This is a genomic window from Porphyromonas somerae, assembly GCF_022845615.1.
GTDB classification, from domain to species: Bacteria; Bacteroidota; Bacteroidia; order Bacteroidales; family Porphyromonadaceae; genus Porphyromonas_A; species Porphyromonas_A somerae.
The window spans coordinates 1,235,062-1,260,509 of the sequence record NZ_AP025559.1 but is presented as its reverse complement, the minus strand read 5'-3'; the positions used below and the strand labels follow the sequence as shown (position 1 = coordinate 1,260,509).

The window sequence follows — 25,448 nt, the reverse complement described above, 5'->3', positions numbered from 1 at the left end:
CCCCTTGTTCAAATCGACAAGGGGCTTTTTTTGTATTCAAGTTCCGCTTCCAAACGCTCAAATTATTGAGGAAATCTTCTCTCCTTACCTCCTTAAACTTCTCGACACTTCCCGATATATCCCTGACCCTTTAAACTCTCAATATAGTATCATAGATTTGCACTGCAGACTGCAAAAGATCAATGCTTTACATGGCCAGTGAAGCACAATGTTTAACAAGCTTATCTGAGAGTTTATGACAGATGAAAATAAGCCACTATGGCAAATGACGAGTGGCGAATTTATGGAGTTCCTCAAAGAGGGACTTAATCGAACTGTGGCAACTGAACCAGTTTCTCCTTTAGCTAATACCCACAAGAAATATGTCTATGGTATTGCAGGTATAGCAAAGCTATTTGGGTGCAGTATTCCAACAGCCAATCGCATCAAGAAAAGCGGGAAAATTGACCAAGCCATTACACAAATTGGTCGAAAGATTATCGTGGATGCTGAGCTAGCATTGGAGCTGGCAGGCAAGAAAACCGGAGGAAGGAGATGAGTATGATCCCACAGAGCCAAAATGTAGACTATGACTCCCTTTGGAAGAAGTCTTTAGTCCGTGTAACGGATGAGTTCTCTCTACCACCCGTTATCCTCCAAGTGGATGATGCCATCATTGGCACATTGGGAAACTTTAGTGCCTCGACAGGCAAAGCCAAGGCAAAGAAGACCTTTAATGTTTCTGCCATCGTTGCAGCCGCACTTATCAATGGACAGGTATTAGAGTATAGAGCATCTCTTCCTTCAGGAAAAAGAAAAATCCTCTACTTCGATACTGAGCAGAGCCCATTTCACTGCAAACTGGTATTACAGCGAATACTGAAGTTAGCTGGACTACCACTTAACCAACAACCTGAGAATCTCATCTTCAGTCACCTTAGAGAAATATCTGACCCTGCAATCCGATGCGAGGTGATTCGAAAGGCGATCTATGAGATTGAAGGGGTGGGACTTGTCGTTATTGATTGAATTAGAGACTTGATACTCGACATCAACAATCCTACTCAATCTACGATTCTTATCGGAAACCTTATGCAGTGGACTAGTGAGCGAGGCATCCATATCCAGACTGTGCTTCATCTAAATAAAGGTGATGACAATAGTAGAGGTCATATTGGGACTGAACTCAACAATAAGGCAGAAACTGTCCTTCAAGTAACCAAAGATCCGACAGACCCCGATAGATCCATCGTATCACCCACATTTATCCGCTCAAAGCCTTTCGAGAATTTTGCTTTTCGTATCACTGATGAGCCAGACCATATCAATGTCCCCGAGTTGGATACAAACTTTCAAGATGAAGCGATTACTTCAAAAACAGCCTTTGACTATACAGAGCTTACAGAGGATCAACACCGACAAGCTTTAGAAGTTGTTTTCTCTGAAAGTGAAGGGGGATTAGGTTATGGTGAGCTAGTGGATGCCTTACGAAAAGGATACGCTGAGATTGTCGGTACTACGTATGGTATAGGAAAAACAAAAAAGCTACTCACTTTCCTGAAGAATAAGAGAATGATCACACTCAAGAATAAGAAGTACTTGTATGAGCCTAATTTCTACTATTGATTATCGGTTCAGTCCGATATGGGCATATAAGGTTTTGACCCATACCATACCAATTGTAAATCAGTTCGGTTCGGTATCAGGATATATATTCCTGTACCATACCGAACTGAATAGAGACTTCCTTTGCTAACGAAAAGAAAAAGAGATCAGAAGATGAATGCAAAACAAGCAAAGCTAATTCCGCTACAGGATTACCTATTCACGCTCGGCATAAAGCCTGTCAAAGTACTAAACAATAGTCTTTGGTACTACTCTCCTTTGCGGTCAGAGAGTACGCCCTCATTCAAAGTCAATACAAGCATCAACTGCTGGCACGACTTTGGAAGTGGGGAAAGAGGGAATATTATTGATTTGGCAATGAAGATCAATCATATTGTAACTGTTTCTGAGGCACTCATTGCCATAGAGCAAGCATGCCCTCTCCACAACAGCAACTCTTTTTCTTTTCGTAAGCAAACACCCTCTCATAAAGGGCTATCAGACATTAGAGTTCAAGAGCTACAGCACCCAGCGTTAATTCAGTTGTTGAAAAATAGGCGAATTTCTTTTCTCATCGCTCAGCTGTACTGCAAGGAGGTTCATTATAGAGTAAAAGGTAAGACCTATTTCTCTATTGGCTTCCCGAATAATGCTGGTGGATATGAAACCCTTAACCCATTCTTCAAAGGCTGTATTCCACCAAAGGAGATTTCTCTATTTGACAATGACACCAAGTCAATCCATCTCTTTGAAGGGTTTATGGATTACCTAAGTTTATTGACGATGAATCCCAAAGAGCAAGAGAGTTCAGCTTTAATCCTTAACTCTGTTAGCAACCTCGCGAAAGCAATTCCTCTCCTTGCTAAGTACGAGAAAATAAACTCCTTTCTCGATAACGATGCTGCGGGAAAGGATGCCCGAAATAGACTCTTGAGATTGAATCTCCCTATCGAAAACATCTCAGAAAGGTTTTCGGACTTTAAGGATCTGAATGACTTTCTATGTCAAAAGCGAATTCCTAAAGAGATAAGTATGAAGTCTAAGCGAAAGATAAAACTCAGGTGATCTTTCGTCACGTGATCGTTAATCACTCGTCACGTGATCTGTTTTGCTTCGTCACTTGAAAAGCCACAGCACAATTACGGCTCTTCCAAAAGCAATCAAGCAGAGCTTGGCAGAGCCATATCTATCATACAGATTTTCTGAGAAGCAAGTTTGTGTTTTGGGTTACCCAAAACCTACTTTTCACCCCACCAAAGGGAGGCGAAAAATCATCCCGATGGTCTCATTATTGACAGAATATTTATGGACGATAATACAACGAACAAGGGCGGTCGCCCTAAGAAAAAGTTATCGGAAAAGCGAAGCTATTCCGTATTGCTCAAACTAAATACCAAGGAGTATTTTACCCTTAAGAGCAAGGCGAACGAGGCAGGCTTAAATAAGAGTGAGTATCTACGCACACTTATTTATGAGAGCCAAGTGAAGGCTCGCATTACCCCTGAACAGATGAATGAGATTCGTCAGCTCACAGGTATTGCGAATAACATCAATCAGATTGCTCGTCGCCTTAATACCTATGGCATTTCTGTAGCCCCAACAGAACTTAAGCTACTGAGGATATGCGTAGACAAACACCTCAAGGATCTGAAGTCATGATTGCAAAGATCATTAAAGGGACTTCATTCTTTGGAATGATTACCTACATGCTGGGTAAGCGTGAGGGGATGGCTCGTATTCTTGATGGCGAAGGTGTAAGAGTTGATGCAACATCAAATGAGATTGCTGGCGACTTCAACCTGCAAGCCTCTATGCGCCCCAATATCAAGAAGCCAGTCTGTCACACCATCCTCAGTTTTTCTTCCGAAGACAGTGAGCGACTGGATGACGATAAGATGGTCGATATTGCACGGGAATACCTGAGGCAGATGGGTTACTCAGACACTCAGTTCCTAATTGTTAGACACATGGACAGGAAGCATCCGCATCTTCACATTTGCATCAATCGGGTAAACAATTACGGCAATACAATCTCGGACAGCAATGAGAAGTTTCGCTCCACCAAGATATGCAGAGAGCTTACAGACAAGTATCAGCTGAAGCTCGGAGAAGGCAAGACGGAAGTTAAAAGAAATAGACTGCGTGGCAGTGACAAAGTTCGCTACACCATCTACGATGCTATTACAGAGGTATTGCCCAAGTGCAAGAATTGGGAACAGCTTGTTTCTGCTTTGCAAAAGCAGAGTATTGACGTGCAGTTCAAGACCAAGGGCAAAACAGATATCATTGAGGGAGTAGTCTTTAGCATGGATGGAGTTAGCTTCAGTGGCTCACACATTGACCGCTCTTGTAGCTACTCAAAGTTATCTACACTCCTCCAGCAGAATGCAAATGTTCTCAGCTCTCAAAAAGCACCAGTGATTTCCGAACAAAGAGAGTCTGAGAGTTCATCTGAGAACTTCATTGAAGAACTCTTTGACAGCAATGTCCCAGCAGTTGACGTTGCTGAACTCGTATTCCAACGTAAACTAAGAAATCAAGCTAATAAGAAACTAAAACGCAGAAGACTATGAACGAACAAATGAATATTCTCCTTGAAGTACTAGAGGAGATCAAGCAACAGAACAGAGAGCTCAAAGCAAGTATCACCAACCTTGTATCTCAACCTAACCCCGCAACCAGTTCCTCAGAAGATGACGCTATTTCTCTTATGGATGTAGCACGCCTTATTGGGCAAAAGATTGAGACAGATGGCAAATTCAAGAGTGAACTGACAGATGTCGCTATCGTCCTAGGCAAACGAATCCGAGAAATCAAAGATAGCATAGCAAAGAACCAAGAGCGACAAGCTAAAAGCATAGCCTCTCTATCCGAGAAAATTCAAGAAACTCAATCTCCTCCAGAGGTCAAGAAGTACTACCTCTTTGATGTCAAACGTTGGATAGAATGGCTAATCTGGGGAATATCTATCGTACTCATCGCCTGCACTATCGGTTGGGCAGTCTATCTCCACAATGCCAATCAAACCCTCGAAAGCTATGCCCTACGATATCGCATCCTACGTATGGAGCACTCAGTCAGTAACACTTCCTTCGCCCAACTCGATAGCATCTTTGAAACTCATCGCTCTAACGAAGCCATTGCCACTCTAGAGCAACGTGTCATCAACTACGAAGCAGCTGTCCGACGTCAGGTTGAACTCGCCATCCAACAGCAACTGATCACCGCTGAACAAGCCGAACTCCAACAGCAACTAAACCTATAATAGCAGAGCGACCTGAATTTTCGGGTCGCTCTGTTGCTATCAAGCAATGTAAACAAAGCATTATTCTTTTTTTATGGACATTTTATTTTTGAGATATATTTCCCTCAAATTACATCAGCCCCTAAACAAGATGTTTGCATTGGAATATCAAAAAGGAGAATGACTCTTTGTAGATTCCATTAATCGTATCCGGAGATAACCCACATTCTTTCAACAAGCATGTAACCAATAACAATTGTAATTGGAAGATAAGTGGAATTGTCTCCTCTTCTGTCATTCGTTTTTCCTTTTTGTTTTCGGGCAACAAATGCATTAAATAGTCTCTTGTATCTTTTATCTTATCCACGTCAATTCTTTGTTGTTGAACAAGGTCTATATCACTATTTTCTTGAAGCAAATCATGTATAATCTGCCTTAAATCACTCACATCTTTTCTCCGACGTATGTAAAATCCTTCTACAGCCCTAATAATATCCGAGAACGATTTATATGGATACATCGTTTTTTCTGTAAGAAGAGTATCAACGAAAAAATAGAGAACTGTATTTATATCCGCAGCAAGAGGAAACCAATTCTTGATAAACAGGCTAAAATTGTCTTGAATCTGTTGGAGCGAAAACAGAAAATGATTTCTACCACCTATTTCGTAAGAGTCCCTAACAAAATCTCTTTCGAAATAGTTATACTCTCTATCCATGAAATGATCTATCGAATCTTCATTTACATCTTCAAAATCAAAGACATCGAACCTTTGTACAGAAACCTCGTGTAAACAAGCTATATCTAATAGACTAGAAAATAGTTCAACCTGATATATCAACTCATTTAAACTTATCTTCTCTTTTGATTCCAATATCAACACGGTTGTTCGCTCTTCGATAGTTTTCGTTGATTCACAACTTCTATACCCCTCTTCTTTCAGACTGACTACTATTTCACTAGATCTCTCAGAGTAATCTTCTCCATTCTTTTGAGTTAGAAGAAATGAGGATTGTATGGGATCGCTCTCCTTTACATACTGGGGTGGTGCAAAGTATGGGAGTAAGTCAAATCTTACTTTTACTCTATTGAAAGCTCCTTCCTTCTCAGACAGTACCTGTTTTCCAATCAAAATTGAATCACAACGATACCTAAAAATAGAATAAGAACTCTGTGAATTATCTGTAAAAGAAACGCTTGCTCGAAATAAAGATATTTTTTCCGCTTCAGACGAAAGTCCGTGTATCACAGGGATGAAAGGCTCTTTTTTCAATGCTTCTGGGTTTCCTTTTGTGGAACGAAATCCTCCAAATGTTTTTAGAACAAATCTTCCATCTAAGTCTTGCTCCAAGATGCCCGGTACTGAATTCTCTTTCAATTCAGGTAAATACCAGTACCCCCAAATAGGCTTATTAAACTTATCGCTCATATGCTATTGCCGTGATGACTAAATACAGATCAATATACTTATTAGATATGATGAATTATCTATAGCATAATTCTGCTGTAATTTAGTTCTGCTCATCTCTCCTTATTTATCACTTGTTTTGTCGCCTCAATCTCTCGGTCAGCATAGAGGACAACGTCCTTAATCACCAACTTCTGAACCGCAGAAATCAAGGTCTCCATTTTAGAAAAGTCGACCTCTTCATTGATACTGGGTAGATAAATCTTATCTTTCCGAATCTTTTGTTTGCTTACGCTGTCTCCCCACGAATACTTATGTCTTAGGCTCTTATTAACGCAAGTGGCTAAATAGAGTTGCTTAGACTTAGTCTGATGTTCTGTAGCATATAGACGTAGCGTAAGATTGTGACTGTCGTTGGAAAAGAAGTCTCGTTCTTGATAAGTGACAACAAAGGTCTTACCTCCAATGAATATACAGTTGCCCTCGGTGATTAATTCTTCCCGATATGAGATATAGGAACTGACAGCATTATTCTCTCTGCTTGCACATAGATATGGAATATCTCCACTTCCTTCCACTATCTCACTTGCCAAGATATTTCCAGCATTGCGAACTTCAAACACCTTGGTTATATCAAATTCTCTCCACTCAACATTCCCGGTTTCGAAGTCCTTGACGGCTTGCTCTTCTTCGGGAGTTAGGGTATAGTCTTTGAGTCCTGTTATAGAGAGATAAGCGTTTAGCTCCGCTAAACGTACAGCGTTTAGCTCCGCTATAAACTTCTCCATAAACTCGTAGTCTATCTCTCCTTCGCGTGTCGGGAGAAGACAAGTTATATTGCGAAATACCTCATCTACATCTCTCACTAATACCGATAATAATACCTGTTTTTGCTTATTTAGTATCGTTGAGAAAAAGGAGATGCTACTATCAGTTAGACTTATTTTAGGGACAATTTTTCGAACAAATTGTCCTGCATACCATCGTTTCCTTCGATAGAAGAAATCCATCTGAAGTAGCCCGAGGCTCCAAGTGCCCGCGTCATTAATATTTTCGTTGTTTACAAACCCTGTGGACTGCAATATTCCCTGATTCTGAGACGTTCTTGTCACATAATCATAGTCATTACCTGAGGTTAGTGATTCTTTATTGAAACTAAAAGTGTTTTCAATATCAAACAAATCACCGAGTCTATATTCGCCCCACTCAACGCTCTCTAGCATACTGTTGAGTGGGGCATCTATTTTCCCAAGTTATCCTCGTCAGTGGCTTGTTGCTTGAGGAGTGTGGAGACCTCCCATGCAAGGTAATCGGCTACGGTCTTCTTAAAGTCTGCCAATGTGGGGTGTGTATCTATGGGTGCCGACTTATTCCAATCTCCTCCATTCGTGGGGTCGATGGTATCTTCGTAGTACTCTTTTTCGGTGAAAATATTTAGGTGTTGCTTGCCATAATGAACAAGGTTTACCAGTTCATCGTATCGCTCCTTAGCTCTATCGGTATCTCGTAGGTTGTTGCTGGCTTTCTTTCGGTTGGTACGTGTATAGCCATCGTTAGAAAAGTCTATGAACTTGACAATCTGCTTGGGGTCGTGCTTCTCTGCTACCTTGAAAACGTAGATGTTGGTCTGCACGCTCGACTTGCCAAGAAAAAGATCTATAGGCATCTTAACGCTTGCGATAAGGGTATTCCGTTGAAGTATTCGCTTATTGATGTCTCGTGCCTTACCACTGCCTGCCGAGTTTTGGATAATGATGGCGGCGTAGCCTTTATTCATCATGTTGAGAGCACGCTCCACAAAGTTCATCCCATTGCCTTCTGCAGAGTATGGCGGATTGAGGACAAAGGCATCGGCAGGAAAAGGTGTATTGTGCTTACCAAATCCATACTTGCCGTCGAAGTCTGTGAGGGAGTTCTTATTGAGAATGTTAGAGCTGCCATCGCCCATCAGTATCATATTGAGGATAGCCAGCATATAAATACTCGATAGAAGTTCTAATCCGAGTAGTTGCTCCGCCTTGATACGAGCTTCTTTTAGAGCTAATTCATCAGGAGAAGTAATCGTAGCACGTGCATCGCTGAGCATCTCATTCATTGCTGCCACGAGCAAACCAGCCGATCCTGTGGCAAAGTCCCACACATAGGAGTCTTTATTCACACGAGCCAAACGCACGAGGAGCTGCGCAACATATGAGGGGGTTAGCACGACATCGTTAAGTTTGTCCTGTGTAAAGCCAAGCCACGAATACATCTCATTGAAGAGCTTGCCGGTGAAGTCTGTAGTTAGACCAATCTTATAGTAAATGCCGAGGTCATCAATGATCTTACTGAAGACGCGCTTGAGTTGCGTCTCACCATTCTCTACCTTGTTAATGTTTTCGGTGGTGAGTGTATTCTGTAGGGTACGCAAGATTAGGTCTTTCTTATCTGAGGGGATGTCTTTTTGCTCCAAGAAAGCCTTGATCTTGCGCACCATAATATCTCCGTCTGTATTGCCCACCTCACTAGAGGACTTGAGGTCAGACTTCTCTAAGGGTGCAACCTTGCCCGGTACACCAATCGTGGCAATAATAGAAGCTGCAACAAGATAAACACGGTCATTTTCACCAAGTCCTTTTTCATTCTGATAGATATCGTTATTGAGCTTTGTAAGGCTGGTGCTTATCTCTTGCTCACGTTGCTCTTTCAGGTGTTGTAACTCATCGGGAGTGAGCGATAAGTTTTTTATTTGTTCTATGAAAGCATCGAAGTTCTCTTCCCTAAGGAAGGAAAGGTCGGTATATTCGCCTACCTTTTGACCGGCGCCCAAGTTGCTTTTAGAGACATAGTAGACCCCTATCTCGTGTAGTAGTTTTCCTCTTTCGTCTTTGTACCCCGTCACTCCGATAGCGATTATATCGGTATAGCTGGTATGGTGCAGTATGGCGTTGGCATAGTGAATGGCACCATTCACAGCATACCCATTTATGTGCTTGAAGTTTGGTTCATTCTTAGCCTTCTTATTGTCTACCTGCCCCAGGACATCAAGTTTGACCAGTTTGTCCTTATATCCTTTGTATTCAATGAGGATCGGATAGTAGTTTAGTTGTTTGTCTTGAAGAAGTAGCTTGGCATCGGGACGATTGGCTCCCGCACCTCCGTTTTTGGTGAAGTACTCGGTGAGAGCTTTGTCAATCTCAGCATTGAGGCTCTCCTGCTCTAACTTATAGTCGAGCTTATATGTTTTAAGCCAACCATTGACGAGATCGGCTATATTGGGCTCTACAGATTGTACTTTATTCTTCATATTCAAGTTTCTATGAATGTTTTGATGTAGTGATACAACAAATCACCTCCAAATATACTTAATTAATCACTATAACGTCTTCTGATGAGAGATCTCTGAAAGCTTATCAAGGCTCAACCTTTTTATCTTAAAGCAATCACTAAGAACAATGTAGTCAAAAGAGTATCCCTCAAAAGAGATATATATTTCTGGGTGCGAAAAAGGGTGTAAACCACGTAACACGTTGATTTACACCCTTTACTGCGGAAGCGGGGGGATTCGAACCCCCGGTACGGTTGCCCGTACGTCAGTTTAGCAAACTGGTGGTTTCAGCCACTCACCCACACTTCCAATCGAGTGCAAAGATAACAATTATTTCGTTACAGCCAAAGGATTTGAGCACAAAAGTGGTTTCAAAGTTTGTTTTTTATCTTTAAGGGTAGGGCAGTCACCTGAAAAATCAGGTGGTAGTTATTCGCTGTTTATAGTTATTTTCTTATCTTGTCAATGTGATTTAAGTGATTTCTAAGATAGAGTAAGATCAAAGGATATATTTAACGTATTTAATCAAGAGATATTATGACAGAATCTAGTACATCAACTACTTATCGTGGAAATGATAAGGTGCTTATCGGAATTATATTAGGTCTGCTTTCATTTTGGTTATTTGGCATGACCATGCTGAGTATTCAAGATGTTGTGCAAAAAGATCTTCAGATTGATAGAGGTGCCTTAGGGCTTGCCGTAACGATTACCTCCCTTGTCTCGGGTGTGACCGTTGTGATGTTTGGTAATATTGCCGATCGCTACGGACGTGCTAAGACATTGCGTTGGGGCTTTTATGCTGCCATTGTAGGAGGTATTCTTATTGCTACTACCCCTGCTAGTAGTATTTGGACCCTCCCATTTATGCTGACGGGTCGTACCCTGCAAGGGGTGTCAGCAGCCTGTATCATGCCTGCTTCACTGGCGATAATTGCTCAGTTTTGGGAGGAAAAAGAGCGTCAAAGAGCCATCAGTCTTTGGAGTATGGGCACTTGGGGTGGCACAAGCTTCGCCACTTTCGTCGGTACCAATATGACCTCCTTTTTGGGCTGGCGCTCTATTTTTGTCTTGGCAGCTGTAACCGCCTTTATCGGACTTTTACTGGTGCGAGAGATTCCTCGCAACTATGTGGAGGGTGCCAAAGATGTAACGTTTGACTTCAAGGGGATGGTCATCTTTATGATCTCCGTCATCTGCTTGATGATAGTGATAAACTATGGTAGCAGTTGGGGATGGAACAACCCTATTACTATGGTCTTAACGGCAGTGGCAATTATAGGACTTATCCTATTCGTAAGTATCGAATCAGGAGTAGAGCTACCTTTCGTCAATATTCGGCTCTTTCAGAATAAAACCTTTACAGGTGCTACCATCTCCAATTTTATTCTCAATAGCACCGCCGGCGTACTAGTCGTTATCCCCGCACTAATGTCTGCCGCGACCGATTACGATGGCAGTGTCATCGGATTCCTCTCTATTGGCTATGGAGTGGTGATCATTGCTTTTATCCGGATTGGAGAGCGACTGTTGCAAAAGTATGGACCACGAAGGCCGATGCTACTAGGAAGCTTTATCGTTATGCTCGCTTTCCTAGTGATGTTGCCTACCAACGTGATGCGAGAAACCTATCTTATCTTGATGGGAGTCGGGTACGCACTCTTCGGACTTGGCCTAGCTTGCTATGCCACCCCTTCTACCGACGCTGCCCTCTCCACCCTTCCTCCAAAGGAATCTGCAGCTGGGTCAGGTATTTACAAGATGGCTTCATCTCTTGGTTCCGCCTTTGGTATTGCAGTTTCTAGTGCCATTTACTACGGTTTGCTCTCTGGGAGTGGACAACAACTGGCACCTGAAAATAGTTTTTTCAATCAAATATTCATCGGTGAACAGTCCAACCTCGTCTTTAGACAGTCTGCAATGATAGCTATGGCCTACAATATCTGTATGGTGCTGCTTGCGATTGTGGTAATCTCCATCACCGTTCCCAAACAAAGTAAAAAGTAACCCCTATTCATTTTGAATAAAGTATATGAAAGTTAGAAAAGAGATAGAAGCCCTCGCACCAAAGATGAGGGAGTGGCAAGAGCATTTGCACAAGCACCCCGAGGTAGCACTCGAAGAGGTCAACTCCGCCAAATACATCGCTTCAGAGCTTCGTGCAATGGGCTATGAGGTAGAAGAGGGTATCGGCACAACGGGGTTGGTCGCTACCCTCAAAGTGGGAAATGGTACCAAGAACCTTGGTATTAGGGCTGAGTTCGATGCACTCCCGATAGAGGAGGTTAATGAGCTTTCCTACCGAAGCGTTATTGAGGGCAAGTCACACCTCTGTGGACACGATGGCCATACCGCCATGTTGCTAGGGGCAGCTAAGTATCTTATGGAGACCAAGAATTTTAATGGCACCCTGACACTTATCTTTCAGCCGGCAGAGGAGACCATGCAAGGTAGCCCTGGCATGATTGTGGATGGGTTATTCGAAAAGTACCCAGTAGATGCCGTCTACGCTATGCACAATATCCCCGGACTTGAAAAGGGCAAACTCTACTTCCGTGAGGGTGCCACTATGTCGGCTGTGGATAATTGGGAGATCGAATTGGTGGGCAAGGGGTCGCACGGCTCTATGCCCGAATTGAGTATTGATCCCGTGGTAGCAGGGGCTTCACTCGTAATGGCTCTCCAGACAATTGTCTCACGCAACCTCAGTCCTTGGCACAATGCTGTCGTCACCATCGGAGCCTTTATCGCTGGTAACGCTGGCAATGTGATTGCCAATAGTGCCATCCTACGTCTATCGGTGCGCAATATGATTGCCGAGGATCGGGAGTTGGTGCTACGTCGTATCCGTGAAATCACCAAAGCCCAAGCAGAGTGTTATGGCTGTACCTACGAGATTAGAGAGGGTCAGCCTGGGGCCGTACTCGTCAACACGCCCAAGGAGACAGCCTTTGCCACTCAAGTGGCGATTGATACTTATGGAGCGGAAAATGTGGTCAATCCAGCCGCCTCCTTTATGAGTAGCGAAGACTTTGCCTTTATGCTTCAAAAGAAGCCAGGCACCTACTTGATGATTGGCAATGGAGATACCCCAATGGTGCATCACCCTAAGTATATCTTGGATCAAGATATTTTCCCCATCGGAGCCAATTATTGGGTTTCACTTGCAGAGGCCTATCTGAAGTAACGGTCTGTCACATATAAAGAGAGAAGTCCCTTGTGCCAAAGGTGCAAGGGACTTCTCTTCTTAATGCTATTTGTGCCCCATTGTGTTTACTTCAAGTGTATCTATTCTTTTTTGTACCTTTGTGAATAAGCCAAAGAGAGAATAGAAATGAGAGACTTTATAAAGACAGATGCAGCTACTGATCGCGCCTACCTTGTGGGCCTCGTGACCCCCGATGTGTCGGAGCAAGAGGTCAATGAGTACCTAGAGGAATTGGCCTTTTTAGCGCATACCGCACAGATACAGGCAGTGGAGAGCTTTACGCAAAGACTAGAGCACCCCAACGGAGCTACATTTATAGGAAGTGGCAAGCTCCAGGAGATTGCCGATAAAATAGAGGATGACGAGATAGGAACCGTGATATTCGACGACGAACTATCCCCCAATCAGATGCGTAATATCGAGCAAAAGCTCAAGGTGCGTGTGCTAGACCGCACCTCTCTTATCCTAGATATCTTCGCCTCCAGAGCACGCACAGCTCACGCCAAGACACAGGTGGAGCTGGCTCAATACAATTACCTCCTTCCACGACTAACGAGGTTGTGGAGCCACTTGGATAGACAGCGAGGCGGAGGTGCCTTGATGCGTGGACCTGGTGAGACTCAGCTAGAGACCGACCGCCGAATAGTATTGGATAAGATTGCCAAGCTCAAAGAAGAGCTAGATAAGATCGCCAAGCAGAAAGTGGTACAACGCAAGAATAGAGGTAAGATGGTGCGAGTGGCACTAGTTGGCTATACGAACGTGGGAAAGTCCACCATCCTCAATCTCCTAGCCAAAAGCGAAGTATTTGCCGAGAACAAACTCTTCGCCACCCTTGATACCACCGTCCGCAAGGTGGTGGTAAAGAATCTGCCATTCCTTCTCTCCGATACGGTTGGGTTTATCCGTAAGCTCCCGACCGAACTGATAGAGTCCTTCAAGTCGACACTCGACGAGGTGAAGGAGTCTGATATCCTTATCCACGTAGTTGATGTGTCGCATCCCGCTTTTGAGGAGCAGATAGCAGTGGTCAATCAAACCCTCAGTGAAATACTCGACGGAGAGAAAAAGCCCACAATCCTTATCTTTAATAAGGTTGATGCCTTTACCTTTGAACCCAAAGATGAGGACGACCTCACGCCAGCTACTAAAGAAAATATCTCGTTGGAGGAGCTGAAAAAGACCTGGATGGCCAAGCAGGGTGAGGAGGACGTACTATTCATTTCGGCCAAAGAGGGGTTAGGGATTGAAGAGCTCAAGGAGCGTCTCTACGATCGTGTGAAGGAGATCCACGTCACTCGCTTCCCTTACGACGATTTCCTTTTTAGCTATTACGATGAGACCGGTGAGGAGATGTCTCACTAGCCCATCTTTTTATTATTGATTTGAGGACGATGTAAGTAACTATGTTGGGTATTTTTGTAGATAGTTTTCCACCCGCGATAGATGGGGTAGGGGTTGGGCAGTATTATACGGCACTAGAGTTACATAAAGCCGGTGTAGATCTGTCGGTGGTGACTGCCAATGCGGAGGGCGAGCCCTTTCAGGAGCCCTTTGACGTAAAGCGATTGCCTACTATATTATTGCGTAACCGCAAGCCCTATGGCTATGCTTTTTCCACACTTCCTAGCCCTGTGCTCTCGGAGGTGAAGGGAATGGACTTTGATATTGTCCACTGTCATAGCCCATTCTCTGTAGGTCTACTGGGCAGAAAGATAGCCCGAAAGAATAAGGTCCCCTTCATCGCTACATTTCACTCCAAGTATTGGGATGATATCTACCAAGCCACCAAAAGTGAAGGGATTACCGAGCTAGTGGTAGAGAAGATCGTAAAGTTTTATACCAGTGCCGATGAGGTGTGGATCGCCGACCCTTCTATCGAAAAGACACTGATTGAGTATGGTTACTACGGCCCAGTTGAGATCGTGCCAATGGGCATTGAGACCGCTGGAGTGGATTGGAGATCAGCAAGAGTTTCATGTCGCCATGAGCTAGGGCTGGCAGATGATATGCCCCTTTTCCTATTCGTAGGCCAGCACATTGTACATAAGAATATCGACCTCATTTTGGATAGCTTGGCTCTGCTTGATGACCTCCCATTTCGAATGCTCTTTGTGGGGACTGGCAATGCCAAAGAACAGTTTGAGGAGAAGACAATCGCCCTCGGGCTAGGGGAGAAGGTGAAGTTTGCTGGTTTGGTATCAGACCGCGTACAATTGATGAGCTACTACGCTGCTGCCGACCTCTTCCTCTTCCCCTCACTCTATGATACCTTTGGCAATGTGATTCGAGAAGCAGCTGCCATGCACACCCCCTCATTACTGCTACGTGAGAGTACCTGCGCCACCTTTGTGGAGGAGGGCGTGAATGGCTTTACCTCTGAGAGTACCCCACAAGCCTACGCCGATAAGATTCGTGAACTTGTGAATAACCGCCAACACCTTGATAAGGTTGCCGACCACGTCTCCCAACAGCTTGGCTCCTCCTGGGGCGAAGTGGTACGAGACGAGATTATCCCCCGCTATGAAGTACTAAGGGAGAAAAAGCTCATAGGCCACAACGGAAAATAACCCTATCCCACTCCCAATTAATAGTGTCGCTTATGGATGAGAAGATCTATACCCTTTCCGAAGAAGATATAAAGCTAAAGTATATCACCCCTCAGATTTGCTCCAAAGGGTGGTCCCTAGATGATATCTCTATGGAGTACAAGGTACAGTTTACCGATGGCAAGATCAACCTAAAAGGCAATCTTGTCTCACGGAGCACCCCTAAGTACGCCGATTACCTCCTATTCTATAATAGCACTACCCCCATCGTCATTATAGAAGCTAAGGTGGCCAAATTCTCCGTTAGCCACGGTATGCAACAGGCCAAGACCTATGCCGAGATGATGCGCATTCCCTTCGCATATAGCTCCAATGGTCAGGGTTTTCACGAGTACGACTTCCTCACCGGCAAGGAGCGTCACCTCACCATGGACGAGTTCCCCACCAAGGAGGAGCTTTACCAGAGATTTCTCACCGAGAGCAACAAAGGCAATGGACTATCGGAGGCAGAGTTACAGCTTATCGACCAACCCTACTGTACAGGGAAAGATATCTATCCCCCACGCTACTACCAGCGAAATGCCGTCAATCTCACCCTCAATGCCTTCGCTCAGGGCAAGAAGCGGATGTTACTTGTGATGGCAACGGGTACCGGCAAGACCTATACCGCCTTCCAGATTGTCTACCGCTTGCTCAAAGCCCAAAAGGTAAAGAAAGTCCTTTACCTCGCCGACCGCAATATATTGGTAGATCAATCAATACAGCAAGACTTCCAGCCACTCGCCAATACCACCCACAAGGTCAATTATCAGCAAGATGTCAAGAACCCCGGCAGGACAGCCTACGAAGTCTACTTCGCCCTCTATCAGCAGATGATAGGAGAGAATAATAAGCCACAGTACCAAGAGCTCTTCAAGCCCGACTTCTTCGACCTGGTCATCGTCGATGAGTGCCATAGAGGCAGTGCTCGCGATGATAGCTCGTGGAAAGTGATCCTCGAGTACTTCCAAGGGGCAGCACAACTTGGTATGACCGCCACCCCCAAAGAGACACAGTACCAATCCTCTATTACCTACTTTGGCGAGCCGATCTATACCTATAGCCTCAAGGAGGGCATCGATGATGGCTTCCTCGCCCCCTTCAGGGTGATCAACGTCACCACCAACATCGGCTCCGAATGGCGACCCACCAGAGGTCAGCGCGATATCTATGGAAATGAGATAGAGGACCGCATCTACAATAATACCGACTACGATTATAATATCGTACTCGAGGATCGTATTCGCGAGGTGGCGAAGGAGATCACCACCTACTTGATGAATACCGACCGCATGAGCAAAACCATTGTTTTCTGTGCCGATGAAGAGCATGCCGAGCGTATGCGAGTGGCTCTAGTCAATGCCAATTCCGATATGTGCCAGAAGTACCCCGATTACGTGGTTCGTATCACTGGCAGCGACCCTTATGGCAAAGAGAAGCTAGACTACTTTATCTCCGTTACCGCCCCAACGCCCGTCATCGCCACCACCAGCAAGTTGCTCAGTACTGGCGTTGATTGCAAGATGGTCAAGCTAATAGTACTCGACCAGAATATCAGCTCCATGACCGAATTTAAGCAGATAGTAGGGCGAGGTACCCGTATCCGTGAGAAAGATGGCAAGACCCACTTCGTCATAATGGACTTCCGCAATGTCACACAGCTCTTTGCCGATCCCGATTGGGATGGTCCACTTGAGGTGCACGAAGGCTACGACCCTGAGGAGCCAAAAAGCTATACACCTCCACAAGGTGGTGGCGGTGGCGTTAGTGTGCCCGATCCTCCCAAGATCAAGCCGATAGTCGATAGGTCAGGTTGCCCGGTGCAGATCATCAATAAAGTGGTCTCCGTCTATGATACCGATGGCAAATTGTTACGCACCGAGAGCATCACAGACTACACACGGCGTAATATCTCCGCTACCTACACCACGCTGGGCGACTTCATCACCAAGTGGAATAATTCAGAGAATAAAGCCGAGTTTGCCCAACTCTTACAGACCTACGGCATCGACCTAGAGGCACTCAAGGAGGAGAAAGGAATGGCCGATGTAGATGACTTTGACTTCATCTGCTACATAGCCTTTGGTCAAAAGCCACTCACGCGTAGAGAGCGGGCAGAGGCGGTGAAGAAGAGAGATATATTCAATCGGTACGGAGCCCAGGCACGGCAGGTACTCGAGGAGCTACTAGATAAGTATACCACGGGGGGTATCTCTCAATTGGAGAATCCCCTCGTACTACAGCTGGAGCCCTTTACCCAGATGGGCTCCCCTCGCAAGATAGCCGAGTACTTTGGCGGACGAGATCAATACTACTCAGCCGTTAGCGAGCTAGGACACCTGATTTACAATTTCAACAAAGAATAAATGGCACTCACTAATTTTGTTAAGAGCATCCGAAACATTATGCGCAACGACGCCGGCATCAATGGCGATGCACAGCGTATCGAGCAGATGTCTTGGATGCTTTTTCTAAAGGTCTACGACGAAAAGGAGAAGGATTGGGAATTCAATGAAAGGGAGTACCACTCCTTTATCCCCGCCAATTGTCGTTGGCAAGCGTGGGCAAAAGACGACCACGATGGGCACGCCCTCACTGCAGAGCCTCTACTAGACTTCGTCAATAACACCCTTTTCCCTACACTAAAGGGGCTAATGGTCACCCCCGAAACTCCGATGAGGAGTGCCATCGTCCCCATCACCTTCCTAAATGCCAATCAGTACATGAAGGATGGCGTGCTACTACGGCAGGTGATCAACGTAATCGATAACCTCGACCTCAGTAGCTACGAAGAGAGCCACGCCTTTGGCGAGATTTACGAGAGCATCCTCAAGGAGATACAGTCCGCCGGCTCCGCTGGAGAGTTTTATACCCCACGTGCCCTCACCGACTTTATGGCCGAGATGATTCAGCCCAAGGTGGGCGAAAGGATGGCCGACTTCGCCTGCGGTACTGGTGGGTTCCTCACCAGTTGGCTCAAAGCCCTCGATAAGGAGGTGACCACGGCCGAGGATAGAGCCCTCTACGCTCAGTCGGTCTTTGGGATAGAGAAGAAGCAATTCCCCTACATTCTCTGCGTCACCAATATGCTCCTGCACAATATCGATGCCCCGGCCATCATGCACGATAACGCCCTCATCAAGGATGTACTCAATTATACGGACGAGGATAAGTACGATGTCATCCTGATGAATCCTCCCTACGGGGGCAATGAGAAGTCCGACGTCAAGCAGCACTTCCCATCCGACCTGGCATCGAGCGAGACGGCCGACCTCTTTATGGTACTGATTATGTACCGACTCGCCAAGGGTGGGCGAGCAGCCGTCATTGTGCCAGATGGCTTTTTATTCGGTGCCGATAATGCCAAGCTCGCTATCAAGGAGAAGCTCCTCCGGGAGTTCAACCTCCACACCATCATCCGTCTCCCTGGAAGTATCTTCGCTCCCTATACCAGTATCGCTACCAATATCCTCTTTTTCAATAACGAAGTGGCGGAGGGTGCCGAGACCGGCTTTAGCACCAAGGAGATCTGGTTCTACCGAATGGATATGCCAGAGGGTTATAAAAACTTCTCCAAGACCAATCCAATGCTCACACAGCACACCGACCCTATCAAAGCGTGGTGGCACGACCGCCAAGAGATCAGACCTCTGGAGCAAAAAGATGAGAAGTCTCGCCGATTTACGGCACAGCAGTTGGTAGAGCTCAATTGCAATTTCGACCTTTGCAAGTTCCCCAATGAGGAGGAAGAGGTATTGCCTCCAGCCGACTTGCTTCGCTACTATTTCGATAAGCGGACCGCTCTCGACCGGCAGATCGATAGAACCCTCGCCGAGATAGAGCAGCTACTGGGGCTCGAATTAGATGCCAATAATGATAACCCAACGGAGTAACTATGACTGGTCAACAACTCAAAAATAGCATCCTCCAATGGGCGATCCAAGGGAAGCTGGTACCTCAAGACCCAACCGACGAGCCTGCCTCTGAGCTATTGGAGCGCATACGCACAGAGAAAGCACAGCTCATCAAGGAGGGTAAGCTCAAGAAAGGTCAGCCTACCTCCCATATCTACCGCGACGACGAAGGCTACTACTACGAGAAAGTCGGCTCCAAAGACCCCGTCTGCATCAACCACGAGATCCCCTTCGATCTCCCCTCTGGCTGGGAGTGGTGCCGACTATCTGATATCGGTATTACTATGACAGGAAAAACTCCCCCGAGGGGTTGTCCAGAGTTTTTTGGTGATTATATTCCTTTTCTCGGTCCAGCGAATATCTCAGATGATAAGATTATTAGTGTAACTCAAGGGCTATCAAAAAAGGGAATGGAAGTAGCTAACGTAGTTCCACCATTTACTGTAATGCAAGTATGCATAGGGGGCTCAATAGGTAAGTGTGCAATTGCTTATGAAGAGGTTACCTTTAATCAGCAAATTAATTCTATTACTCCAGTAATATGTGACGTGGGTTATGTCTATCTAGGGATGATGTCTGACTTTTTCAGGCGACAAATGGTTGTGAAATCAACTGGTACGGCAACACCAATAATAAATAGAAGTAATTGGGAGACAATTTTATTTCCTTTGCCACCGCTGGAGGAGCAGAAGCGGATAGTGGCTAGGATTGAGGAGCTGATGCCACTGGTGGAGCAATACGATAAGGCGCATAGCGAATTGACTCGGCTAAACGACCAGTTGCCCGAACAGCTCAAGAAGTCTATCCTGCAAGAAGCCATCCAAGGGAAGCTGGTACCGCAAGGCCCAACCGACGAGCCTGCCTCCGTGCTACTGGAACGGATACGCACCGAGAAAGCACAACTCATCAAGGAGGGCAAGATGAAGAAGGGTCAGCCCACCTCCCATATCTACCGCGACGACGAGGGCTCCTACTACGAAAAAGTCGGCACCAAAGACCCTGTCTGCATCAACCACGAGATCCCCTTCGACCTCCCCTCCGGTTGGGAGTGGTGCAGAGGTAAAACCCTTTTTATTCCTATGCAGAATACTACTCCAGAGGGAGAGATTATTTATGTGGATATTAATTCAGTCAGTAATAAAACAAACTCTATTGAGTGCCCCAAGATGATATCTGCAAAAGATGCTCCAAGTAGAGCCCGAAGAAAATTGCATGTCAACGATATCTTATTCTCAATGGTGCGACCTTACCTTAGGAATGTAGCATTAGTAAAGGAGCCTTATGGAGATGCCATTGCTAGTACGGGTTTCTATGTTATCACACCTTCGGTTGCATTGTTTCCTAGGTATGTCTTTTATATGGTATTATCTCCATACGTAATAGACGGGTTAAACTACTACATGAAAGGGGAGAACTCCCCATCTATAAATAACGGACATGTAGAAGGCTTTTTATTTCCTTTGCCACCACTGGAGGAGCAGAAGCGAATAGTGGCTAGGATTGAGGAGCTGATGCCTAGGATAGATAAATTGCGTTAGCCTTAGAGTGGCTTGCCCAAAGGTTACGCATTAGAAGTTTCGCCAATAGGTATTAGATTAGACTGAACAATTCGTCTTCAAGGGCATAAGAGCACCCGCCAGGGTGCCACTCAGATAGCCCCCGTGTCGGAGGGGCGAAAGCCCCGAACGACCGGCGGGGAAGCGGAGTAGACCAACCATACGACCCTTGTGGTCGCACAACCTATTGGGGGTGCGACCACAAGGGTCGATTGATATTATCGTACTATTTCCCCGCCGGTCTTCGGCTCTTTGAGCCTTGACCGGGGGCTATCTGAATGGCACCCTGGCGGGTGCTTTTTGGGGAACCTTTACAGGAATTGTGGTGAAATGTAGGTGGCTAGGAGCGTCTTTGTAAGTGGTTGATAATCAGTAGCCTATTTTTGCGTTTATCGAGTTGCAACTAAGCGATCGGTTAGTTGCAACAAAGCAAATGCTTAGTTGCATCTCGGCAATTGCTTAGTTGCAACTCAACTTTTGCTCTACTAACTAGGGCGTAAACCTTCGTGCAATAGTCTCTATTTTTCTCCTCGTGTACTCTCCGACCTACCACCACAAAAACACCGAACGGAATGCCACAAAAACACCGAATGGAATACCACAAAAACACCGAATGGATTGCCACAAAAACACCGAACGGAATACCACAAAAACACCGAATGGCTTTTGTAAGTCAATAATATTCATTAGTTTTGCATACGTAATACATTATCTTCATCGCTATGGAATATCTAAAGAGAAATGCAGATCGTTTATTAGGAGAACTTCTTGACGCTTTTGGGGCTGTCTTAATTGAGGGGCCTAAATGGTGTGGCAAAACAACTACTGCTTCCATGCTTGCCAAAAGTATCATAAAGATGCAGGATCCTGATTTGAGGGAGGAGTATTTAGCCACTGCTTCCTCCAAGCCATCTTTGCTACTGAGGGGCGAAACGCCTCGACTTATTGATGAGTGGCAGGATGCTCCTATTTTGTGGGACGCTGTACGGACAATGGTAGATGATAGAAGGGTGCCAGGACAATTCATTCTCACCGGATCTAATTCGGTGGATAGAACTGAGATACTTCACTCTGGTACAGGACGTATTGCACGACTTAAAATGCTTACTATGAGTCTGTGGGAGTCACAAGAGTCTACAGGCGAAGTGTCGTTGCAGGAGCTTTTTGATAATCCAGATTATGATATAGATGGTAAGATATCAAAGATGTCTATTGAAGACTTAATCTTTGCTGCTTCACGGGGTGGTTGGCCTGCATCTCTATATGGGCGAACTCCTAAAGCTCAATTGCTAATAGCTAAAAACTATGTGCAAACAGTGTGTGCCGAAGATGTCTCACATATTGATGGTATTCAAAGAGACCCCAAAACTGCATCGGCTATTTTGCGATCTTATGCTAGAAATATCTCTACTCTTGCTAAAAAAACTACCCTATTGGAGGATGTGATTTCATCGGGAGAGATCTCACTCTCTATGGATACTTTTTCTGATTATGAAACTACTTTTGAGCGTCTTTTTGTAATACAGAATATAGATGCTTGGAGCCCTGCGATACGTAGTAAAACAGCTATACGAAGCTCAGTGAAACGAGGATTTTGTGACCCATCTATAGCAGTTGCTCTCCTTGGATTATCGCCAGAATCTCTCTCTGTACAGCTGAAAACATTTGGTTTTATTTTTGAGCAGATGTGTATTAGAGACCTCAAAGCCTATACTATTGACCTGAATAGTCATGTTTCATACTACAACGATCGTTATGGTTTGGAGGCCGATATCGTTTTACATCTTGAGGATGGGCGTTATGCTCTCATTGAGTGTAAGCTGGGAAGCCGTGAGATAGATAGTGGTGCAAAGCATCTCTTGGAGTTAAAGCAACTAATCCAAGAACGCAATAATAAGGAGCCTCAAATTCAGATGCGAGAACCCGACCTGCTTATTATCTTAACTGGAGGTAAGATGGCCTATACTCGACCTGATGGTGTTAAAGTTGTTCCATTAGGAGCCCTTAAGGATTAACTCTATAGGGCATCATCATATAAAAAGCGGAGTCAACTAGTCGACTCCGCTACTATTAAATCACTCGTGAGGGATTAATTCTCCCTTGAATAGTTGCTGATACTTTCCATAAAAAGTGGATAACCTTTTGATGAATATTAATGTGGATAAGAGAGAAGGGTACGAGGCTATGAATGACTTATGAGGTATAAGGAATCATCGATGGATAGCAGTGTTGCCTTCCCATCTTTTACCAAAATGGCAGGAGGTATTCCGACAACTGCAAATTTATTGCGATCGCCAAGGAAGGCTTTACCCCCTTTATATTCACAAACAAAAGTAGCAAAGTCACTTCCCATGGACTTAGCAAGCTCATCAGCAAGCCTTTTCTCCGTAGGTGTGTATTTTGACGTATTCATATCAATTTCATTTATTGCAAACCAATAAGATGGAGTGAAAGGAGCGATTGAATAGCTACTCGCCAAAGAAGTTTTTCCAAAATGGATTCTCTTTGTCAAAGACTTCTTTTTGCTCAGGAGTGAGATTGTGAGGGTAGTCCTCAAAGAGGTTGAAGATGGTTTGCTTATCGAATGTAAATAGGAACTCGCCTATTCTATCCGTCTCGGCCCACCATATTTTATCCTCATCCTCGTCTTTGCAGAACTCGTCTATGTAATCGTAGTCACTTACCTTTTTCATATTAGTTTCTTTTACCACAAAGGTAGCAAAACAATTGTTATACCACTAATGGTATCAATGATTACGCATTAGAAAGTTCACGCCGTATGTTTTTTAGCGGAATGTCTATGAGTATGGACCTCCGCGAGGAGGTCCGATTTGTCGTAGCCCCCTAGTCGGAGGGGCATTAGCCCCGAACGACTGGGGGTACCCAATGTCGCACGTATATAATCGACCCCTTGCGGGTCGGACAACCGCATCAGTTTAATCCTGTAATGAGTTGTCCGACCCACAAGGGGTCGAATGGTGAAGGTGGGTCGTTTTTTTGTCCCCTAGTCATCGGCTCTACGAGCCTTGACTAGGGGCAATGATCCGTCTGACCTCCCACAGGGGAGGTCAGTCACGGTTAGACCTTTCTAATGAGAACCCCTGCTTTTAGGAGGGGTGATGATAGAAGCCCGAAGGGCTTCCATGGCCTAATAACCCAGCCTTCCCCCTCGCTGGTATGCGAAGCGTACCTGCGAGGAGAAGGTTGGGAAGAGGAATAGACCGCAAAATACTACCCCGAAGGGGTTGCACTTTGGTATCCATAGGTTATTGTGGATATGCAACCCCTTCGGGGTAGTGTGATATTATAGTGACATCGCTACCCAAGCTTCACCCTCAGACTTGCTGATGCTCGCCTTCAGTGGGAAGCTTGGGTTATTAGTCCATGGAACCCATCCGGGGTTTTACTTTAATCGTTGATAAATGGGCTCTTGTGATAATCTCCCTATTGGGGTGCCTTCTCTTTAATTAATAACCTACAATATACTCGAGACAATTCCTTCTAGGTAGTAGGTACCGTCAGGAGTTACGCATTAGGAAGGTCTTGCCGTATTGCATTCATAGGTGCGTCTATAGAGGAGGACCCCGGTTGAGGGGTCCGTGCTAAATAGGCACAGGTCAAGGCACGCAGTGCCGAAGACCTGTGTATAACGATGTGCAAAACACCCTTGCGACCCCGGCAGAGGGGTCGGACAACCTTATCTAGGTCTGACCCCTCAGCCGGGGTCATTGAGGTAGGCAATATGCTCTTACACACAGGTCGTTCGGGGGCTACGCCCCTCCGACCTGTGCCTATTTAACACGGACCTCTACCGAGGTCCTTACGCCATTATTCAACAACTTGTATTTGACCATTCATACAACAGTCTCTTCTAATGCGTTGCCCTAGCGGGGTGGGGCGGTAATTGTCTGTTGTCTGTGCAATTATTGGTATGTTTGTGTGGTTAGGTGTACACCATGCAAATGATAATAACGTTAGAGATATAAATGAAACGAATACTTTACTACAGCATCATTATGGGGATATTTGCAATGCTTTTTGGATCGTGCCAAGCATCACAAAAGATAGAGACGGTGGACTCTGCTACATTCAAAGAGCGAATTAGCGTGGCTTCAGAGGTACAGCTTCTTGATGTCCGTACTGCGGAAGAATTTGCCGAGGGGCATCTAGAGTCTGCGATCAATATTGATGTGCAGGGCCCAAGCTTTACGAAAAAGGTAAGTGAGCAACTAGACAAGAGTCAGCCAATTTATCTCTACTGTCGTTCGGGCAAGAGGAGTATGATGGCCGCTAAGGAACTAGAAAAGGAGGGCTACAGCATCGTCAACCTCAAGGACGGTATACTTGGGTGGTTAGATGCAGGCTATCCGGTTTTGAAGTAGCTCTATTATTGTGTGTACCCTCAAGATGGAGCTGGGGTTACGCATTAGAAAGGCCTTACCGTATGGTATTCGTAGGGGGGAGGCTATGGGGTAAGGACCTTTGAGGTCCTTACTAGAGGGCGATTAATTGGGGGGTGCCTTATCGGACAAGTCGGACAGGTCGGACAAGTCGGACGTGGTGGACGAGCGAAAAGTTTATTTGCAACTCTAATGCGTACCCCTAAGTTCTCGGAATGTACTAAGGCTATCTAATTGAA

General features: G+C 45.2%; 19 protein-coding genes, 1 tRNA gene and 1 pseudogene. 15 read left to right on the top strand and 6 right to left on the bottom strand.

What is annotated here, in order from left to right; translation table 11 throughout:
- Positions 1-235 precede the first annotated feature (235 nt).
- The 6 genes and pseudogenes from MWL85_RS05535 (at position 236) to MWL85_RS05510 (ending at position 4,849) form a co-directional block, all read left to right on the top strand.
- Positions 236-538 (top strand): DUF3853 family protein, encoded by a 303-nt coding sequence (locus tag MWL85_RS05535; RefSeq protein WP_027451226.1) that lies wholly within the window; start codon positions 236-238, stop codon positions 536-538.
- Between the two features lie 2 nt (positions 539-540).
- Positions 541-1,605 (top strand): annotated as a pseudogene (locus MWL85_RS05530) (AAA family ATPase).
- Positions 1,606-1,758: 153 nt separating this feature from the next.
- Positions 1,759-2,649: a DUF8464 domain-containing protein gene (locus MWL85_RS05525; RefSeq protein ID WP_244401774.1), complete on the top strand. Its 891-nt coding sequence runs from the start codon at positions 1,759-1,761 to the stop codon at positions 2,647-2,649.
- Positions 2,650-2,889: 240 nt separating this feature from the next.
- A complete protein-coding gene (locus tag MWL85_RS05520) occupies positions 2,890-3,243 on the top strand; it encodes a MobC family plasmid mobilization relaxosome protein (protein WP_244401773.1) in 354 nt (117 codons plus the stop codon).
- Positions 3,240-4,157 carry a relaxase/mobilization nuclease domain-containing protein gene (locus tag MWL85_RS05515; RefSeq protein ID WP_244401772.1) on the top strand — a complete coding sequence of 306 codons (918 nt, stop codon included), beginning with the start codon at positions 3,240-3,242 and terminating at the stop codon, positions 4,155-4,157. Before MWL85_RS05520 ends, MWL85_RS05515 begins: the two co-directional genes overlap by 4 nt.
- Positions 4,154-4,849 (top strand): hypothetical protein, encoded by a 696-nt coding sequence (locus MWL85_RS05510; protein WP_244401771.1) that lies wholly within the window; start codon positions 4,154-4,156, stop codon positions 4,847-4,849. Before MWL85_RS05515 ends, MWL85_RS05510 begins: the two co-directional genes overlap by 4 nt.
- A 121-nt stretch (positions 4,850-4,970) precedes the next feature.
- Here the strand turns inward: MWL85_RS05510 and MWL85_RS05505 are convergent, their stop codons facing one another.
- From MWL85_RS05505 to MWL85_RS05490, 4 genes are all read right to left on the bottom strand, one after another.
- The gene (locus tag MWL85_RS05505; RefSeq protein ID WP_244401770.1) at positions 4,971-6,257 is read right to left on the bottom strand and encodes an ApeA N-terminal domain 1-containing protein; all 1,287 of its coding nucleotides are present in this window, start codon (positions 6,255-6,257) and stop codon (positions 4,971-4,973) included.
- Between the two features lie 92 nt (positions 6,258-6,349).
- Entirely contained in the window at positions 6,350-7,459 is a 1,110-nt protein-coding gene (locus MWL85_RS05500; RefSeq protein WP_244401769.1) for a restriction endonuclease subunit S, read from the bottom strand.
- Between the two features lie 17 nt (positions 7,460-7,476).
- Positions 7,477-9,522, bottom strand: a complete 2,046-nt coding sequence (locus MWL85_RS05495) for an HsdM family class I SAM-dependent methyltransferase (protein WP_244401768.1) — start codon at positions 9,520-9,522, stop codon at positions 7,477-7,479.
- Positions 9,523-9,765: 243 nt separating this feature from the next.
- A tRNA-Ser gene (locus tag MWL85_RS05490) sits at positions 9,766-9,852 on the bottom strand.
- A 228-nt stretch (positions 9,853-10,080) separates the two neighbouring features.
- On the opposite strand from MWL85_RS05490, the gene MWL85_RS05485 reads away from it, so the two are divergent.
- The 8 genes from MWL85_RS05485 (at position 10,081) to MWL85_RS05450 (ending at position 22,824) form a co-directional block, all read left to right on the top strand.
- Positions 10,081-11,550, top strand: coding sequence for an MFS transporter (locus tag MWL85_RS05485; RefSeq protein ID WP_244401767.1), 1,470 nt, complete (start codon positions 10,081-10,083; stop codon positions 11,548-11,550).
- A gap of 25 nt (positions 11,551-11,575) precedes the next feature.
- A complete protein-coding gene (locus tag MWL85_RS05480) occupies positions 11,576-12,730 on the top strand; it encodes a M20 aminoacylase family protein (protein ID WP_244401766.1) in 1,155 nt (384 codons plus the stop codon).
- A 147-nt stretch (positions 12,731-12,877) separates the two neighbouring features.
- Positions 12,878-14,116, top strand: coding sequence for a GTPase HflX (hflX, locus tag MWL85_RS05475; RefSeq protein WP_244401765.1), 1,239 nt, complete (start codon positions 12,878-12,880; stop codon positions 14,114-14,116).
- Positions 14,117-14,157: 41 nt separating this feature from the next.
- Positions 14,158-15,321, top strand: coding sequence for a glycosyltransferase (locus tag MWL85_RS05470; protein WP_244401764.1), 1,164 nt, complete (start codon positions 14,158-14,160; stop codon positions 15,319-15,321).
- A 32-nt stretch (positions 15,322-15,353) separates the two neighbouring features.
- Positions 15,354-17,705 (top strand): EcoAI/FtnUII family type I restriction enzme subunit R, encoded by a 2,352-nt coding sequence (hsdR, locus tag MWL85_RS05465; protein ID WP_244401763.1) that lies wholly within the window; start codon positions 15,354-15,356, stop codon positions 17,703-17,705.
- Positions 17,706-19,232: a class I SAM-dependent DNA methyltransferase gene (locus MWL85_RS05460; RefSeq protein ID WP_244401762.1), complete on the top strand. Its 1,527-nt coding sequence runs from the start codon at positions 17,706-17,708 to the stop codon at positions 19,230-19,232.
- A gap of 2 nt (positions 19,233-19,234) precedes the next feature.
- Positions 19,235-20,791: a restriction endonuclease subunit S gene (locus MWL85_RS05455; RefSeq protein WP_244401761.1), complete on the top strand. Its 1,557-nt coding sequence runs from the start codon at positions 19,235-19,237 to the stop codon at positions 20,789-20,791.
- Between the two features lie 740 nt (positions 20,792-21,531).
- Positions 21,532-22,824, top strand: a complete 1,293-nt coding sequence (locus MWL85_RS05450; protein ID WP_244401760.1) for an ATP-binding protein — start codon at positions 21,532-21,534, stop codon at positions 22,822-22,824.
- A 167-nt stretch (positions 22,825-22,991) separates the two neighbouring features.
- Here the strand turns inward: MWL85_RS05450 and MWL85_RS05445 are convergent, their stop codons facing one another.
- Together MWL85_RS05445 and MWL85_RS05440 are read right to left on the bottom strand one after the other, a co-directional pair.
- Positions 22,992-23,222: a hypothetical protein gene (locus tag MWL85_RS05445; RefSeq protein ID WP_244401759.1), complete on the bottom strand. Its 231-nt coding sequence runs from the start codon at positions 23,220-23,222 to the stop codon at positions 22,992-22,994.
- 55 nt (positions 23,223-23,277) lie between these two features.
- Positions 23,278-23,502 carry a DUF7675 family protein gene (locus MWL85_RS05440; protein WP_244401758.1) on the bottom strand — a complete coding sequence of 75 codons (225 nt, stop codon included), beginning with the start codon at positions 23,500-23,502 and terminating at the stop codon, positions 23,278-23,280.
- A gap of 1,293 nt (positions 23,503-24,795) precedes the next feature.
- Between MWL85_RS05440 and MWL85_RS05435 the strand changes: the two genes are divergently transcribed.
- A complete protein-coding gene (locus tag MWL85_RS05435; protein WP_244401757.1) occupies positions 24,796-25,191 on the top strand; it encodes a rhodanese-like domain-containing protein in 396 nt (131 codons plus the stop codon).
- The last annotated feature ends 257 nt before the right edge of the window (positions 25,192-25,448 follow it).

Coding starts and splice junctions, on each gene's coding strand:
- MWL85_RS05535 (WP_027451226.1), top strand. CDS start 236: ATGACAGATGAAAATAAGCCACTATGGCAAATGACGAGTGGCGAATTT.
- MWL85_RS05525 (WP_244401774.1), top strand. CDS start 1,759: ATGAATGCAAAACAAGCAAAGCTAATTCCGCTACAGGATTACCTATTC.
- MWL85_RS05520 (WP_244401773.1), top strand. CDS start 2,890: ATGGACGATAATACAACGAACAAGGGCGGTCGCCCTAAGAAAAAGTTA.
- MWL85_RS05515 (WP_244401772.1), top strand. CDS start 3,240: ATGATTGCAAAGATCATTAAAGGGACTTCATTCTTTGGAATGATTACC.
- MWL85_RS05510 (WP_244401771.1), top strand. CDS start 4,154: ATGAACGAACAAATGAATATTCTCCTTGAAGTACTAGAGGAGATCAAG.
- MWL85_RS05505 (WP_244401770.1), bottom strand. CDS start 6,257: ATGAGCGATAAGTTTAATAAGCCTATTTGGGGGTACTGGTATTTACCT.
- MWL85_RS05500 (WP_244401769.1), bottom strand. CDS start 7,459: ATGCTAGAGAGCGTTGAGTGGGGCGAATATAGACTCGGTGATTTGTTT.
- MWL85_RS05495 (WP_244401768.1), bottom strand. CDS start 9,522: ATGAAGAATAAAGTACAATCTGTAGAGCCCAATATAGCCGATCTCGTC.
- MWL85_RS05485 (WP_244401767.1), top strand. CDS start 10,081: ATGACAGAATCTAGTACATCAACTACTTATCGTGGAAATGATAAGGTG.
- MWL85_RS05480 (WP_244401766.1), top strand. CDS start 11,576: ATGAAAGTTAGAAAAGAGATAGAAGCCCTCGCACCAAAGATGAGGGAG.
- hflX (WP_244401765.1), top strand. CDS start 12,878: ATGAGAGACTTTATAAAGACAGATGCAGCTACTGATCGCGCCTACCTT.
- MWL85_RS05470 (WP_244401764.1), top strand. CDS start 14,158: ATGTTGGGTATTTTTGTAGATAGTTTTCCACCCGCGATAGATGGGGTA.
- hsdR (WP_244401763.1), top strand. CDS start 15,354: ATGGATGAGAAGATCTATACCCTTTCCGAAGAAGATATAAAGCTAAAG.
- MWL85_RS05460 (WP_244401762.1), top strand. CDS start 17,706: ATGGCACTCACTAATTTTGTTAAGAGCATCCGAAACATTATGCGCAAC.
- MWL85_RS05455 (WP_244401761.1), top strand. CDS start 19,235: ATGACTGGTCAACAACTCAAAAATAGCATCCTCCAATGGGCGATCCAA.
- MWL85_RS05450 (WP_244401760.1), top strand. CDS start 21,532: ATGGAATATCTAAAGAGAAATGCAGATCGTTTATTAGGAGAACTTCTT.
- MWL85_RS05445 (WP_244401759.1), bottom strand. CDS start 23,222: ATGAATACGTCAAAATACACACCTACGGAGAAAAGGCTTGCTGATGAG.
- MWL85_RS05440 (WP_244401758.1), bottom strand. CDS start 23,502: ATGAAAAAGGTAAGTGACTACGATTACATAGACGAGTTCTGCAAAGAC.
- MWL85_RS05435 (WP_244401757.1), top strand. CDS start 24,796: ATGAAACGAATACTTTACTACAGCATCATTATGGGGATATTTGCAATG.